Here is a 16,338-nt window from a genome sequence, read left to right as displayed (position 1 = left end):
GAACTTATATGAAAGTGATTATTCCTGTAGCTGGTTTAGGTACTCGTATGTTGCCTGCGACCAAAGCTATTCCAAAAGAGATGCTCACCATTGCAGATAAACCGCTTATTCAATATATTGTAAATGAATGTGTTGCAGCGGGTATTAAGGATATTGTGTTAGTCACACATTCATCTAAAAATGCTATCGAAAACCACTTTGATACATCATTTGAATTGGAAACCATGCTAGAAAAACGCGTGAAACGCCAATTGCTTGAAGAAGTGCGTTCTATTGTGCCAAAAGATGTGACTATTATGCATGTACGTCAAGGTCAAGCAAAAGGTTTAGGGCATGCTGTCTTATGTGGTCGTGCATTAGTAGGGAATGAGGCATTTGCTGTAGTGCTCCCAGACGTGCTATTGGCGGATTTTACTGCGGATCAGTCGAGAGAAAATTTAGCAGCAATGATTCAGCGTTTTAAAGAAACAGGAAATAGCCAAATCATGGTAGCGCCTGTGGCTCAAGAAGATGTAAGTAGCTACGGTGTGGTTGATTGTGCAGGTTCTGAGTTAAACGCTGGTGAGACCGCTGCCATTGTGCGTATTGTCGAGAAACCACCAGTTCATGAAGCGCCATCTAATCTTGCTGTGGTTGGTCGTTATGTTTTCTCTGCTGATATTTGGGATTTATTGGCAAAAACGCCTGTTGGCGTAGGTGATGAGATTCAATTAACGGATGCGATTGATATGTTGATTGATCAGCAGTGCGTAGAAGCTTTTCATATGTCAGGAAAAACCTTTGACTGTGGAGACAAACTGGGATATATGGAAGCATTCGTTGAATATAGCCTAAATCATGATAAATTTGGTCAAGATTTCAAAGACTATCTGAAACGTTTAGCTGAAACATTATAATTTATTGAAAATAAGGGATAGCTATAGTTATCCCTTGTGTTTTTATGAAATTGAAAAAAATTATACAAGCGGTCGGTTTTGGGCTTTTTTCTGCAATACTCATTCTATATGTAGCACCTTTAGTGAATAAGAATAGTGCTCGATTCCCATCACTATCTAAAATTGAAAGTTATAATGGTGCAGTAAAAGTAGCCTCTCCTGCGGTTGTCAATGTTTATAGCCAAGCTTTTGAAACAGCTCAAACGCAGAATAATGATGAAGATCTAGAGATCAATAATCTTGGCTCTGGTGTCATTATGACTTCATCTGGGTATATTTTAACTAACAAGCATGTAATTGAAAACGCAGATAAAATTATTGTCGCGCTGCAATCTGGTGCCATCTATAGTGCAGCGGTTGTCGGGACTGACCAATTAACGGATCTTGCTGTATTAAAAATTCAAGCGGATAATTTGCCGACTATTCCTCAAAATGAGAAAAGAAAGCCTCAAATTGGTGATGTCGTACTGGCAATTGGTAATCCATTGAACTTAGGGCAAAGTATTACTCAGGGGATTGTGAGTGCGATTGGACGCAATGCATTATCTGATAGTATGCGACAGAATTTTATTCAAACTGATGCGTCCATTAACAAAGGGAATTCTGGTGGCGCATTGATTAATACTGCAGGAGAACTTATAGGTATTAATACCTTAAGTTTAGGCAAAAATAGTGCAGAATTAGCTGAAGGGTTGAATTTTTCAATACCGATCAATATTGCAAATAAGGTATTAAAACAAATTATTCAAAACGGTCGTGTAATTCGGGGTTATATTGGTGTCAGTTCCAGTACCTTCCAACTCTCCAACAGTGGTGTATTAATTACAGGAACAGCGGCGAATGGCCCTGCAGCAAAGGCAGGCTTAAGAACAGCAGATTTAATTATTAGTATTAATGATGTTGAGGCAGAGAGCCCTGAGAAAATGATGAATATGATTGCAGACATGAAACCGGGGGATCTTGCGAAGATAGTTGTACTTCGCCAAGGTATTTTACTAGAGTTTGATGTGGTAATCGACGAATTTCCAGAAACGAATTAGGAATTAAAATGAAACATGTAGTCATTACAGTAGATGGACCAAGCGGTGCAGGTAAAGGAACATTATGCCATGCATTAGCAGAAAAATTAAATTTTGAGTTTTTAGACTCTGGTGCTATTTATCGAATTTTGGCGCTTGCTGCGCTTAAACAAGCAGTTTCTTTAGATGATGAGAATGCGCTTGCAACATTAGCACTTCACCTTAATGTTAAATTTGTGCCTGAGCAGGGTGAAATTAAGGTGATTTTGGATGGTGAAAATGTCGGAGACCAAATTCGCACTGCGGAGGCTGGACAAAATGCCTCTAAAGTTGCCGTATTCCCTAAAGTGCGAGAAGCATTATTGCAACGACAACGAGATTTTAGTACAGAAAGAGGGCTAATTGCAGATGGACGAGATATGGGCACAATCGTGTTTCCGGATGCTCAAATTAAATTCTTTTTAGATGCAAGTGCTGAAGAACGCACAAAAAGACGCGTAAAACAGTTGCAAGAAAAGGGATTTAATGCTAACTTTGACGAGATTTTAGCCGAGATAAAAGAGCGCGATTATCGAGATAGAAATCGTCCAGTTGCGCCTCTTGTTCCGGCTGATGATGCGTTAATTTTAGATTCAACGCATTTATCTATCGAGGAAGTTATCCAACAAGCGTTAGCGTATATCGATAAAAATTTGTAAATCCGTTTGTCTGCTAATGGAATAGCAGACTGTTATTATCAACCCCACTTAAATGGATGCTAAGTGGACGTTTTATTTTTAAGAAGATTAATTATGTCTGAATTATCATTTGCTGAACTGTTTGAAGAATCACTAAAAGGCCAAGAGACCCGTTTAGGTTCTATCGTTAAAGGTACTGTTGTTAAGATCCAAAAAGGTCTTGTATTCGTTGATGCAGGTTTAAAATCTGAATCAGCTATTCCAGCGGAAGAATTCTTCAATGCACAAGGCGAACTTGAGGTTCAAGTTGGTGATGTTGTTGATGTTGCGCTTGATGCAGTAGAAGATGGTTTCGGTGAAACCAAACTTTCTCGTGAAAAAGCAAAACGCAACGAATCTTGGGCTGCTTTAGAGAAAGCATTCGAAGAGCAAGCTACTGTAACTGGTTATGTTAACGGTAAAGTGAAAGGTGGTTTCACTGTTGAATTAAACGGTGTTCGCGCATTCTTACCAGGTTCTTTAGTTGATACTCGCCCAGTTCGCAGCGAAGTGAACCTAGAAGGTCAAACTTTAGAACTTAAAGTAATCAAATTAGACCAAAAACGTAACAACGTCGTTGTTTCTCGTCGTGCAGTAATTGAATCAACCAGCAGTGCAGATCGCGAAGAAGTATTAGCGAACTTAGTTGAAGGTTCTGAAGTTAAAGGTACTGTTAAAAACTTAACTGAGTACGGTGCATTCGTTGATTTAGGCGGTGTAGATGGCTTATTACACATTACCGATATGGCTTGGAAACGTGTTAAACATCCAAGTGAAGTGGTTAATGTAGGTGACGAATTAACAGTTAAAGTATTGAAATTCGACAAAGAGAAAACTCGTGTATCACTAGGTTTAAAACAATTAGGCCAAGATCCTTGGGTTGCAATTGCTCAAAATCACCCAGTAAACAGCAAATTAACTGGTAAAGTAACTAACTTAACAGATTACGGCTGTTTCGTTGAGATTTTAGATGGAGTTGAAGGCTTAGTTCACGTTTCAGAAATGGATTGGACTAACAAAAATATCCACCCATCTAAAGTGGTTAATGTAGGTGATGTAGTTGAAGTGATGGTGTTAGAAGTTGATGAAGAGCGTCGTCGTATCTCTTTAGGCTTAAAACAATGCAAAGCAAACCCTTGGGAACACTTCGCAGAAACTCACAACAAAAACGATAAAGTGAAAGGTAAAATCAAATCTATCACTGATTTCGGTATCTTTATCGGCTTAGAAGGTGGTATTGATGGTCTTGTTCACTTATCTGACATTTCTTGGAATGTTGCAGGTGAAGAAGCTGTACGTAACTACAAAAAAGGTGATGAAGTAGAAGCGGTTGTTTTACAAGTAGATGCAGTTAAAGAGCGTATCTCTTTAGGTATCAAACAATTAGAGTCTGATCCTTTCACAAACTTTGTTGATAGCACCAAAAAAGGTGAAATCGTTTCAGCTAAAGTTGTAGAAGTTGATGCAAAAGGTGCTAAAGTTGAATTAATCGAAGGCGTTGAAGGATTTATCCGTGCCGCTGATTTAACTGAAGAAGTTGCAGTAAACGATACAGTTGAAGCGAAATACACTGGTGTTGATCGCAAATCTCGCATTGTTCACTTATCTGTACGCGCAAAAGATCAAGCAGAAGAGTCAGCTGCGATTGCTCAAGTGAATAAAGAAGAAGTGGTTATGCCAAACGCATTTGCAGAAGCTTTCAAAGCAGCAAAAGGCGAATAATTAACCTTTCTAAAGCGGATACACAAAAGTGTATCCGCTTTTTATAAGTTTTAAGGAGAAATAATGACTAAATCAGAATTGATTGAGAATTTAGTAGCTAAAAATCCTTCTATTCAATCCAAATCTGTTGATGAATGCGTTAAAGAAATTTTAGAGCAAATGATTGCTGCTCTAGAAAAGGGTTCTCGCATTGAAGTAAGAGGATTTGGTAGCTTTTCACTGCACTATCGTCAGTCTCGAGTGGGACGTAATCCTAAAACAGGTGATAGTGTAAAATTATCTTCAAAATATGTTCCTCACTTTAAAGCAGGGAAAGAACTTAAAGAACGTGTAGATTTGTCGTAACATTTCTATATATTCGAGTAATGTAATAACGGAGTACATGATGAAATATATACTTGGTATCGTTATCATTTTAGCTATAGCGCTCGTTGCGGTGACTATCGGTGTTAATAACGATCAAATTATTACATTTAATTATCTTATCGCAAAAAGCGAGTTAAGGCTCTCAACGCTTGTTGCAATTTTATTTGGTTTTGGTTTAATTCTAGGTTGGATTATTACCGGTTTCTTTTACCTTAAAGTTAAATTACAGAACGTAGCATTAAACCGTCGAGTAAAACGTCAAGCACAGCAGATTAGTGAGTTAAGTTTACCAAAGGCTGAATAAATGCTTGAGCTGTTGTTCCTTTTATTGCCTGTTGCCGCACTTTATGGTTGGTATATGGGGCAGAGAAGCGCGAAAAAGGATCAAGAATCGATTAATAATCAATTTTCCCGTGACTATGTTGCAGGGTTAAATTTTCTGTTATCAAATCAACAGGATAAAGCTGTTGATTTATTTCTCTCTATGCTCCAAAAGCAGGAAACGGAGCATCAAATCAGTTCTCAATCCCAATTTGAAGCAGAGCTTACGCTTGGTAATTTATTTCGTTCACGTGGCGAAGTTGATAGGGCTTTACGTATCCATCAAGGCTTAGAAAACAATCCTAATTATTCTTTTGAACAGAAATTACTGGCTAAACAGCAATTAGCAAAGGATTTTATGGCGGTCGGTTTTTACGATAGGGCTGAGAATTATTATATAGCTTTACTGGATGAGCCTGAGTTTGCGGTGAATTCTTTGGAACAACTTTCGGTTATTTATCAAAAGACTAGAGAATGGCGTAAAGCGATTAATGTCTCTGAGAAATTATTAAAAATATCACCTGATACTGATAAAACACCACTGGCTCATTTTTATTGTGAATATGCTTTATTACAACACTCTGAAAAAGAGTTTGTCCAAATATTAAGCCAAGCGCTTGATTGCCAGCCAAATTGTGCTCGAGCTTCTATTTTATTAGGTGATTTTTATCTGGCTCGCGAAGAATATCATGCAGCACTAAACAATTATCAACGTATTTTAGCACAAGATATTTCTTATATTAGTGAAATTCTAGATAAAGTAAAAACATGTTATATACAAACAGATGATTTAGAAAGTTTTGAGCTATTTCTTATTAAAGCGAATCAGATTCAGCATAATAGCAGTGTTGATCTTGCTCTGGCTGCGTTGATTGAACAAAAAGATGGTGTAGAGGCTGCGCAAACTGCGTTATATCAACAAGTCAAACAATATCCTAATTTAACCACATTTCATCGTTTTATATTTTATCAAATACATGAAACGGAAGAGGGAAGAGGCAAAGAGCATCTTTCTTTGCTATATAAAATGGTGGGAAGTCGTATTCAAAAAGGCTTTCATTATCGTTGTCTCAATTGTGGTTATCAAAGTTATCGTTTGATGTGGCATTGCCCCTCTTGTCGTCGTTGGGAAAGTATTAAACCATTACAGAGCATTGATGAAATCTAGAAACAGGAGTTTTTATGCAAAACAAAATTATTGTAGCGCTTGATTATGAAACAGAGAAAGAAGCTTTAGCTTTTGTTGATCAGGTTGATCCTTCTCTCTGCCGTTTAAAAGTCGGCAAAGAGATGTTTACTACATTAGGTACAAATTTCATCAAGCAATTACAAGAACGTAAATTTGATGTTTTTTTAGATTTAAAATACCACGATATTCCTAATACCGTAGCGAGAGCAGTACGTTCTGCCGCTGATTTAGGAGTATGGATGGTCGATTTACATGCCTCAGGTGGTTTAAGAATGATGGAAACTGCAAAGCAAATTCTTGAGCCTTACGGCAAAGATGCGCCATTATTGATAGGCGTGACTGTTTTAACTAGCATGGAAGATCTTGATTTGCTTCAAATTGGTATTAATGCCTCTCCCATGGAACAAGTTATTCGGTTAGCGCATTTGTGCCAACGTGCAGGCTTGGATGGGGTAGTTTGTTCTCCTCAAGAAGTGGAAGTGTTACGCACACATTGTGGTAAAGATTTCAAACTAGTCACCCCTGGTATCCGACCTGCAGGTAGCGACATAGGAGATCAACGACGCGTTATGACACCAAAACAAGCGATTGATATTGGTGCAGATTATCTTGTAATTGGTCGTCCAATTACTCAAGCAACAGATCCCCTTGTGGTCTTAAAATCAATTAATCAATCTATCGTTTAACAAGCGGTAGATTTTAGTGAGAATTTTACAAATGAGTTTAGTGTATTCAACAGAAATAGGCAGAATTAAACCAGAGGTTGTGAAAACCACTCGTCCGAAAGGTGATGGTATTGTGCGAATTCAGCGACAAACTAGTGGTAGAAAAGGAAAAGGGGTTTGTGTCATCACTGGCTTGGATTTAGCGGATAAAGCATTAATGTCCTTAGCTTCAGAATTAAAACGTCGTAGTGGTTGTGGTGGATCAGTGAAAGATGGCATTATTGAGATTCAAGGCGATAACCGAGATCAGCTCAAGCAAATGCTAGAGCAGAAAGGTTTCACAGTAAAGTTTGCTGGTGGCTAGAGAATAAAAAAGGGCAAAACGCCCTTTTTTATTTATGGAAATAATGCAATAGCGGCTCTGGATTTTCAATGAAATGCGCTAACTCCTTTTGTTCAGGATGCCAAATATAGGGTAGTTGGCCTAACAGCGGAGCATCTATTTTTTGACTTAGTAATTCAATTAATTCTGCATAATGGCGTAATCCTGGATTTACCCGATTAGCGACCCATCCGACCAAATTCAACCCTTTTTGTTTAATGGCTTCTGCGGTAAGCAGTGCATGATTTACACAACCTTCTTTGATGCCAACAACCAATACTACCGGCATTTGGTTCTCTTTCACCCAGTCTGCAAAGCTCACATCCTTATTAATAGGCGTAAGCCAACCATAAGTGCCTTCTACTAATACATTTTGATAGCGCTTACTCAAACGCTTGAGATCGGTATTTAGTTTATCGACTGCAATGCTATGTACTGCATCTAATGCTGCAAAGATGGGAGTACTCGAATGAATAAAGGAGTAGCTATTGATTTCTTTATATTGCACATTGTGTGGACAACTATTTTGAATGACTAACACATCACTATTATCTTCGCAGGCATAATCAGCAGGATGAGGTTCATTGGGCAAAGAGTCATCGCCCCCGCAGGCAATAGGTTTGTATCCTACAATAGGGATATTATAGAGAGAAAGTAATTGCAATAGTGCTCGCGTGACAACGGTTTTACCAACGTTAGTGTCTGTTCCAGTAATAAATAAACAAGCCATACTTCAACCTTGTTACAAAAAAGTTACAAATTATTATAAGTGTAGCGAATAAGGAGAGAAAGGCTTTGTTTTCGATCAATAAATGGAGAAGTAGTTTAAATAAATGGGATTTTATGAGCAAAATCCCAGTTCAGATAGGTATCAAAAGCGGATATAGTGTTTTAAGAGAGTACCTTCATATAATCCAAGTTTAATCGCAACAGCAGGAATATATGCACTATCCCAATCATATTGGCTAGTAACGAGATCAACATTGATATTACCAAGTAGCCTTTGGCTATGTAGTTTTTGGTGTAGTAGAGTAAATAAAAACGGTTTAATCCTTAGCAGAGGTGAATTGATCATCACTTTTGGAGTAGAGAACAGGTTGATAAGATTCATTAACATATAAGCAAGATTATCCGTAATATGTTCAAGAATTTTGATGGCATTAGGTGTTTGTTGCTCAACATGTTCACAAAACCAATCTATTTTTTCTTGGCTTGTATTAAAAGCATTAGGGAGATAGCGATCAATTAAAGGTAGAAGAGCAGGGAATGTCACTTGATTTTTGAGTTGATAGCGATCCGGCAGCGGCAATTCCGCACCAATTTCATCACTTAATGGGAACTGAGGCATTAGCATTTTATCTACATTCATGCGCTTATGTTCATCTTGATGTAATAAAGCTCCTTTTAGTAATACACTTAAATTGACATCATTATCTAATTGTAAATAGATCACATCATCATCGCTAATAAGATTGCCCAGTGTAGATTCGGCCAAAAACCAAAGTTGGAAATGTTCATTAATAAATATTGGCTGGCTAAATAGAGAACTTAAAGTACTTTTTAGTTCGCAAGTGAGAGCTTTGTGTCCGAGTTGTACAATGGTGTCTTTAGTTGCATTAATTTTCCCAACTACACTTACAGATACCGCAAAAAGTTTATCGGTTTCAACAGCATTGTGCTGTATAAAGTGTTGCAAACTTTGCAAAATAAACAAGGAAAGTTGTTCATAATCTTGCTCACTAAAAGAATATGTTTCTTGAGTAATAGGTGAGCCATTTAATTGGCATAATGCAACTGTTACCTTATCGCTTGAAACGGTTAAACAAAGTAAAGCCCAATGGAAAGGGGAGAGTGATAATCCTACTGCTGGACGTCCCCGCGATGCTAAATTTTGAGATGTGCGTTCTATAATAAATTGATTCTCAATCAACAACTTAGTTAGCATTGTCATAGAGGCTGGTGCAAATCCAGATAGCTTGGCTAAATCTGTTCGGGAAATCAGCTCAAATTGTTCAATTAATCGATAAACGCGACCTAAATGTTGATAACGATATTCTGGTGATGCAATTTTCATAGATAATACTCCTATAAGGAACGTGTTTAGCGCTCCAGAAGATAATTTCTTTATTTTGAAGGTAAAATTGCTAATCGCAACTGTTTTACATCAATTATGAGAATAAGCTCACAAAATTATTTTATTTATTGAATTAAATGCGTAAATTTTTTGCAGATTTTCATTAAATTTCGACCGCTTGCTATATTGAGGAGAGTATAAAAATGCATCCTATACCATATCAATGGATTGAAACGGATCAACAACTTGCTGAAATTTGTCATAACGCACGCATGCAGCCGGTTGTGACTCTAGATACAGAATTCATTCGTATTCGTACTTATTATGCACAATTAGGGCTTATTCAGCTTTTCGATGGAAATCATGTTGCGCTTATTGACCCGCTAGCAATTAATGATTTCACGCCATTTGTTCAGCTACTTGCTGACACAAAAGTCTTAAAAGTACTTCATGCTTGTAGTGAAGATCTTGAGGTTTTTCACCATTATTTTCAGCAAATGCCTGTGCCAATGCTAGATACGCAAATAATGGCTGGGTTTGCAGGCCTCGGGACTTCAGTAGGATTTGCTAAATTAGTGCAACATTATCTAAATACTGAATTAGATAAAGGTGCCTCTCGTACAGATTGGTTGGCTCGACCATTAAGCGAGAAACAACTTCAGTATGCAGCTGCAGATGTTTGGTATTTATTGCCCATTTATCATCAACTCGCAACAGCGCTTGCGCAAACCCCTTGGGAAAATGCGGTTCAAGAAGAATGCCGTAGTGTTTGTACTAAAGTGAGTCTGCCGGTAGATTTGGATAAAGCCTATAAGGATATTAGCAATGCTTGGCAACTCAATGCTCAGCAACTCTCTGTGTTACACTTATTAGCAAAATGGCGTATTGAAGAAGCAATTAAGCGAGATTTAGCTCTCAATTTTATTGTGAAAGAACAGAGTTTATGGCGTATAGCCAAAGAGCAACCAAAACATACATCGGCATTACTGGAATTTATGCATCCAAATGAAGTGCGAATTCACGGCAAGAAGCTATTACGCATTGTTGAGCAAAGTAAACATTTAGCACAAGAAGATTATCCTGATGAAATTATGCGCATTGTGGATTTCGTTGGATATAAACCGAGTCTCCAGGCGCTACAACGTCGCTTAGTCGAAATTTTGCCTGAAAATTTACCGATAGAATTACTTGCCAGCAAACGACAATTGAATCAACTTTTTGGCTGGCAACGGAAAGGAGAAAATACAGAAAAATTACCGGAATTATTAATTGGTTGGCGGCGAGCATTTGGACTACAATTGTTAGAAACATTGAGAAAGATTGTTGTTAATTGATAAGCAAGCGGTTAAAAAAATGCAAAAAACTGCAAAGGATTAACCGCTAATTTTATATCGCATAACGTAGATTATGTTAAATTAATTTGGGTAATAATGAAAGTGTCGCTATTTATTTTTATATGTATATCACTCTGATTTATACTTATTTTTCAGATATTTATTCCCCTTTTCGATTAATTTCAATTTATTTTTTAATTTGAAAAGCGTATCATAGTGCAGTATTCACGTGTTAACGTGGTTCTTTGTATATCACAATAAGGTAATTCGTATGTCAAAAAACATTCTTATTTTGAACTGTGGTAGCTCTTCATTAAAATTTGCTATCTTAGATCCTATCTCTGGCGATGAAAAATTATCTGGCCTAGCGGAAAACTTTAATCTTGAAAATGCCCGTATTAAGTGGAAATTAAATGGTGAGAAAGGTGAAGCACAATTAGGTGCAGGTGCAGCACATAGCGAAGCCTTAACTTATTTAGCATCGAATATTTTAAGTGCAGAATTAAAAGACAGTATCGGCGCAATTGGTCACCGTATCGTGCACGGTGGAGAGAAATTTACTTCTTCTGCAATTGTGACTGATGAAGTTATTCAAGGCATCAAAGATGCAACACAATTTGCACCACTCCACAACCCTGCTCACTTAATTGGTATTGAAGAAGCATTCAAAATCTTCCCTGCATTAAAAGAAAAAAATGTTGTGGTATTCGATACCGCTTTCCATCAAACCATGCCTGAAAAAGCATACCTTTATGCTCTTCCATACTCTCTTTATAAAGAACATGGCGTACGTCGTTACGGTTTCCACGGTACTAGCCACTACTTTGTTAGCCAAGAGGCTGCAAAAGCAGTTGGTGTTGCGCCAGAAAAAGCAAATATCATTACTTGCCACTTAGGTAATGGTGCATCGGTTGCTGCTATCCGTGAAGGCAAATGTGTAGATACCTCAATGGGTTTAACACCGCTTGAAGGTTTAGTGATGGGAACACGTTCTGGTGATTTAGACCCTGCTATCGTATTCTATCTACACAATACGTTAGGTATGTCAGTGCAAGAAGTTGAAGATACACTTGTGAAAAAATCAGGTTTATTAGGCTTAACAGAAGTAACTAGCGACTGCCGCTATGCAGAAGATAACTATGGCAAAGAAGAGCCGGCTACTCGTGCAATGGATGTGTTCTGCTACCGTTTAGCAAAATATATTGGTTCTTACATGGCGAGTTTAGATGCCGACCACTTAGATGCGATTGTATTTACTGGTGGTATTGGTGAAAACTCCTCATTAGTGCGTGAATTAACCTTAAAACAACTTAAATTATTCGGCATTAAAGTAGATGAAGAACGTAATTTAGCAGCTCGTTTTGGTAAAGAAGGTGTTATCACAACTGACGATTCTGCAATCAAAGCAATCGTTATCCCAACTAATGAAGAATTAGTTATCGCACAAGATACTGCACGTTTAGTGTTATAATACTCCCAAACCTGCCGAGAGGCAGGTTTTTTCTCTTTTTAACTACCCGACCAAGCGCTCGTTTTTTTATGAAAATTTGCAAAAATTTCTGTAAAAATACCGCTTGTTAATATGGAATAAAAAAATGTCTAGAACAATTATTTTAATCCCTATCAGTGCTGGCGTAGGCGTAACCAGTGTTAGTCTAGGTTTAGTACATTCGCTTGAACAAAAAGGCGCTAAAGTTGGTTTCTTAAAACCAATTTCACAACCTTCTAGTGGTGAAGATATTATTGACCGCTCTACTGCCATCATTCGTACCTCACAAACAACCGAAGTTGGTGAACCATTTATGCTGAGTGCGGCAGAAGCCTTAATTGGTCAAAATCAAACTGATGTATTACTTGAGAAAATTGTTGAGCGCCATCAACAGCTAGCAAAAAACAATGAAATCATCGTGATCGAAGGTTTAATTCCAACGCGTACTAGTGCATATGCACATAAAGTTAATTATGAAATTGCACAAACGTTAGATGCGGAAATTGTGCTAGTCGCTGCACCGCTTGCAGACAACCCAGCGCAACTAAAAGAACGTGTTGATACTGCCGTTGCACAGTTTGGTGGTCGTAACAATCCTAACCTGTTAGGTGTTGTGATTAACAAATTTAATGCGCCAGTTGATGAATCGGGTCGCACCCGTCCTGATCTTGCAGAAATGTTTGACTCTTTCAAACACAGTGCGAATAACGTGGCAGAAGTAGAAAAACTTTTCAGTAAAGATAGTGTGAAACTGCTTGCATGTATCGAATGGAATGCAGAATTAAGTGCGCCACGTGCGGTGGATTTGGCAAAACATCTCGGTGCTTCAATCATTAAAGAAGGTGAAATTCAAAAACGCCGCATCCGCAGTGTAACTTTCTGTGCAAGAAGTCTACCAAATATGGTTGAGCATATTAAAGCTGGCTGCTTATTAGTTGCTTCAGCCGATCGACCAGATGTCATTGTTGCAGCAGCCCTTGCTGCAATGAATGGTGTGGAAATTGGTGCACTTCTTTTAACAGGTGGTTACAAAATTGATAGCCAGATCGCAAAATTATGCGAACCAGCATTTGAAAAAGGCTTGCCAATTTTCCGAGTAGAAGGCACAACATGGCAAACGGGATTAAACCTGCACAGTTTTAGTTTAGAAGTTCCTGTTGATGATAAAGAACGCATCAATGCGATCAAGCAATTTGTTTCAGAGAAGTTTGATGCAAGTTTTATTGACAGCGTTTCAAATGGCGTTGTTCGCGCACGCCGCCTCTCCCCTGCTGCATTCCGTTATCAATTAACAGAATTAGCACGCGAAGCGAAAAAACGCATTGTGCTACCAGAAGGTGATGAGCCACGTACAGTTAAAGCTGCTGTGCTTTGTGCAGAACGCGGTATCGCAGAGTGTGTTCTCTTAGCAAAACCAAGCGATGTTGAACGTGTGGCAGAAGCGCAAGGTGTAACATTAGGCAAAGGCATTACAGTGATTGATCCTGAAAGCATTGCAGAAAATTATGTTGAGCGCTTAGTTGAATTACGTAAAGCCAAAGGTATGACGGAAATGCTTGCGCGTGAACAGTTAAAAGATACCGTAGTATTAGGTACTATGATGCTTGAAGCAAACGAAGTAGATGGCTTAGTATCAGGGGCAGTTCACACTACCGCAAATACCATTCGTCCACCAATGCAGATCATTAAAACTGCACCAGGTAGCTCAATTGTTTCTTCTATCTTCTTTATGCTCTTACCAGACCAAGTGCTTGTGTATGGTGACTGTGCAGTAAATCCAGATCCAACCGCAGAACAGCTGGCAGAAATCGCTATTCAATCGGCTGAATCAGCAAAAGCATTCGGTATTGATCCTCGTGTTGCTATGCTCTCTTACTCTACAGGTACCTCAGGCTCTGGTGCTGATGTGGAGAAAGTAAAAGAAGCAACACGTATTGCCAAAGAAAAACGCCCAGATCTCGTGATTGATGGCCCATTACAATATGATGCTGCAGTAATGGAAGATGTTGCTCGTTCCAAAGCGCCGGATTCGCCGGTTGCAGGTAAAGCAACGGTATTTGTCTTCCCAGATTTGAATACAGGTAACACTACTTATAAAGCAGTACAACGCTCTGCAGATCTTGTTTCTATCGGTCCGATGTTACAAGGTATGCGTAAGCCAGTAAATGATTTATCTCGTGGTGCATTAGTTGATGATATTGTGTACACCATTGCATTAACTGCAATTCAAGCAACACAATAATAATTTCCTCCCCTACCCCCGCTTTGCGGGGGTATTTTTTTGCAAAAAATACCTATTTTTAACCGATTGCAATGAAATTCTGCTAACTACTTCACAAAATAGCACTCAATGACTTCTTAAATGTTATCAAGTTGTTATAATTTTGCTCACTTAGCTTGTTCAAGGAGTATGCTATGACAAAAACACAACTTATCTCTCAGCTGACAAACATTGTCGGATCAAACTATGTGATTACCGAGCCAAGTAAGACGGAAGCTTATCGTAGCGGTTATCGATTTGGTAGTGGCACTGCGATTGCAGTAGTAAAACCCGCCACGCTACTCGAATTTTGGCAAGTGCTACAAGCCTGTGTAGCAGCAGACATGATTGTGATTACGCAAGCTGCAAATACTGGATTAACAGGTGGTTCAACGCCAAATGGCGATGATTACGATCGTGATGTTGTTATCATTAACGCTATGCGGATTAATGGTATTCAGCTTATCAACAACGCTGAACAAGTAGTCTGCTTACCCGGCTCAACCTTAAACGAACTTGAATTACAGCTTAAAGAACACGGGCGAGAACCCCACTCTGTTATTGGCTCATCATGTATTGGTGCTTCGGTCATTGGTGGGATTTGTAATAATTCAGGTGGTGCATTGGTACAACGAGGGCCGGCTTATACCGAAATGGCACTCTTTGCCCAATTAAATGAAGATGGCTCACTTGAGTTAAAAAATCATCTCGGCATTGATTTAGGCGAAACCCCCGAAGAAATTCTTGAAAATCTACAAGGGCAACGCTACCAACGTAAAGATATTACGAAAGATTGTGGTAAAGGACACGACCACGCTTACTGTAATCACGTTCGCCAAGTGGATGAAGACTCCCCTGCTCGTTTTAATGCGGATCCAGCACGCCACTATGAGGCATCAGGTAGTGCAGGAAAGTTGGCGATTTTTGCAGTACGTCTAGATACATTCCCACTTGAAAAAGAGACTGCGGTATTCTATCTTGGCACAAACGATACAAATGTCTTTAATGATATTCGCCGTAATATGTTGGCAAATTTTGAATCTTTACCTATTTCCGGTGAGTATATTCATCGAGATGCCTTTGATATTGCTGCTAATTACGGTAAAGATACATTTTGGGTGATTAAAAAGCTGGGAACACACCGCTTACCTGCCCTATTTGCCTTGAAAGCGAAAGTCGATCGTATCGCTAAAAAAATGAATTTCTTACCCGCTCATTTAAGCGATAAGTTGTTACAAGCGGTTTCCAAAGTTTTACCACAACACTTGCCAGAGAGCCTACGCAATTATCGTGATCAATATGAACATCATCTTATTGTAAAAATGGGCGGAAAAGGTGTGCAAGAGGCTAGAAACTACCTTTCTCAATACTTTTCAGATAAATCCAGAGGCGGTTATTTTGAATGTAATCCTGAAGAGAGCCAAGCAGCGATGCTTCACCGTTTTGCGGTAGCTTCAGCGGCCGTCCGCTATCGTGCGATTCACGATAAAGAAGTCGAGGATATTGTGGCATTAGATATTGCGTTACGTCGTAATGACAGAGAATGGTTTGAAGTGTTACCCGAAGAAATTGATAACAAAATTAGCCATAAACTTTACTACGGCCACTTTATGTGTCACGTTTTCCATCAAGATTATATTGTCAAGAAAGGCAATGACTGTATGGAGCTAGAACATCAAATGCTAGCATTGCTAGATAAACGAGGAGCACAATATCCTGCAGAACATAATGTAGGGCATTTATATGAAGCGAAACCTGAATTACGCAAATTCTATAAAGCACTTGATCCAACGAATAGTTTCAACCCAGGCATTGGGCATACTTCGAAGAAAAAATTCTGGCAAGAGTAAAGACAATAAAGGGCGT

At 38.7% G+C, this 16,338-nt stretch carries 15 protein-coding genes; 13 read left to right on the top strand and 2 right to left on the bottom strand.

Annotation, left to right across the window (positions count from 1 at the left end; translation table 11 throughout):
• The first annotated feature begins 8 nt into the window (after positions 1-8).
• The 9 genes from galU (at position 9) to yciH (ending at position 7,297) form a co-directional block, all read left to right on the top strand.
• A complete protein-coding gene (gene galU / locus EDC51_RS01645) occupies positions 9-896 on the top strand; it encodes a UTP--glucose-1-phosphate uridylyltransferase GalU (RefSeq protein ID WP_015432546.1) in 888 nt (295 codons plus the stop codon).
• A 44-nt stretch (positions 897-940) separates the two neighbouring features.
• On the top strand, positions 941-1,975 hold the full coding sequence (gene degS / locus EDC51_RS01640) for an outer membrane-stress sensor serine endopeptidase DegS (RefSeq protein ID WP_131928001.1): 1,035 nt from the start codon (positions 941-943) through the stop codon (positions 1,973-1,975).
• A gap of 8 nt (positions 1,976-1,983) precedes the next feature.
• Positions 1,984-2,652, top strand: a complete 669-nt coding sequence (cmk, locus tag EDC51_RS01635; protein ID WP_015432544.1) for a (d)CMP kinase — start codon at positions 1,984-1,986, stop codon at positions 2,650-2,652.
• 93 nt (positions 2,653-2,745) lie between these two features.
• Positions 2,746-4,392, top strand: coding sequence for a 30S ribosomal protein S1 (rpsA, locus tag EDC51_RS01630; protein WP_015432543.1), 1,647 nt, complete (start codon positions 2,746-2,748; stop codon positions 4,390-4,392).
• Positions 4,393-4,455: 63 nt separating this feature from the next.
• Positions 4,456-4,737, top strand: a complete 282-nt coding sequence (locus tag EDC51_RS01625) for an integration host factor subunit beta (RefSeq protein WP_015432542.1) — start codon at positions 4,456-4,458, stop codon at positions 4,735-4,737.
• Between the two features lie 37 nt (positions 4,738-4,774).
• Complete coding sequence (locus tag EDC51_RS01620; RefSeq protein WP_015432541.1) at positions 4,775-5,062, top strand: LapA family protein; 288 nt, start codon at positions 4,775-4,777, stop codon at positions 5,060-5,062.
• Positions 5,063-6,247, top strand: coding sequence for a lipopolysaccharide assembly protein LapB (lapB, locus tag EDC51_RS01615; protein WP_015432540.1), 1,185 nt, complete (start codon positions 5,063-5,065; stop codon positions 6,245-6,247).
• A gap of 14 nt (positions 6,248-6,261) precedes the next feature.
• A complete protein-coding gene (gene pyrF / locus EDC51_RS01610) occupies positions 6,262-6,954 on the top strand; it encodes an orotidine-5'-phosphate decarboxylase (RefSeq protein ID WP_025267053.1) in 693 nt (230 codons plus the stop codon).
• A 31-nt stretch (positions 6,955-6,985) separates the two neighbouring features.
• A complete protein-coding gene (gene yciH, locus EDC51_RS01605) occupies positions 6,986-7,297 on the top strand; it encodes a stress response translation initiation inhibitor YciH (RefSeq protein ID WP_015432538.1) in 312 nt (103 codons plus the stop codon).
• 28 nt (positions 7,298-7,325) lie between these two features.
• On the opposite strand, the gene bioD is transcribed toward yciH, so the two are convergent.
• Positions 7,326-8,045 (bottom strand): dethiobiotin synthase, encoded by a 720-nt coding sequence (gene bioD / locus EDC51_RS01600; protein WP_015432537.1) that lies wholly within the window; start codon positions 8,043-8,045, stop codon positions 7,326-7,328.
• A 141-nt stretch (positions 8,046-8,186) separates the two neighbouring features.
• Complete coding sequence (locus EDC51_RS01595; protein ID WP_131928000.1) at positions 8,187-9,389, bottom strand: ROK family protein; 1,203 nt, start codon at positions 9,387-9,389, stop codon at positions 8,187-8,189.
• Positions 9,390-9,592: 203 nt separating this feature from the next.
• Here EDC51_RS01595 and rnd point away from each other — a divergent pair, with 203 nt between their 5' ends.
• The 4 genes from rnd to dld all read left to right on the top strand — a co-directional run bounded on the left by rnd (position 9,593) and on the right by dld (position 16,322).
• Positions 9,593-10,723: a ribonuclease D gene (gene rnd, locus EDC51_RS01590; protein ID WP_131927999.1), complete on the top strand. Its 1,131-nt coding sequence runs from the start codon at positions 9,593-9,595 to the stop codon at positions 10,721-10,723.
• Between the two features lie 271 nt (positions 10,724-10,994).
• Positions 10,995-12,194 (top strand): acetate kinase, encoded by a 1,200-nt coding sequence (locus EDC51_RS01585; RefSeq protein WP_015432534.1) that lies wholly within the window; start codon positions 10,995-10,997, stop codon positions 12,192-12,194.
• 124 nt (positions 12,195-12,318) lie between these two features.
• Positions 12,319-14,454 (top strand): phosphate acetyltransferase, encoded by a 2,136-nt coding sequence (gene pta, locus EDC51_RS01580; RefSeq protein ID WP_125134903.1) that lies wholly within the window; start codon positions 12,319-12,321, stop codon positions 14,452-14,454.
• A gap of 173 nt (positions 14,455-14,627) precedes the next feature.
• A complete protein-coding gene (dld, locus tag EDC51_RS01575) occupies positions 14,628-16,322 on the top strand; it encodes a D-lactate dehydrogenase (protein WP_131927998.1) in 1,695 nt (564 codons plus the stop codon).
• Positions 16,323-16,338: the final 16 nt, after the last annotated feature.

This window comes from Bibersteinia trehalosi (genome assembly GCF_004346205.1).
In the GTDB taxonomy this organism is placed as follows: Bacteria; Pseudomonadota; Gammaproteobacteria; order Enterobacterales; family Pasteurellaceae; genus Bibersteinia; species Bibersteinia trehalosi.
Note: the sequence above shows the minus strand (reverse complement) of the source record. Positions and strands in the feature narration are given on the sequence as shown.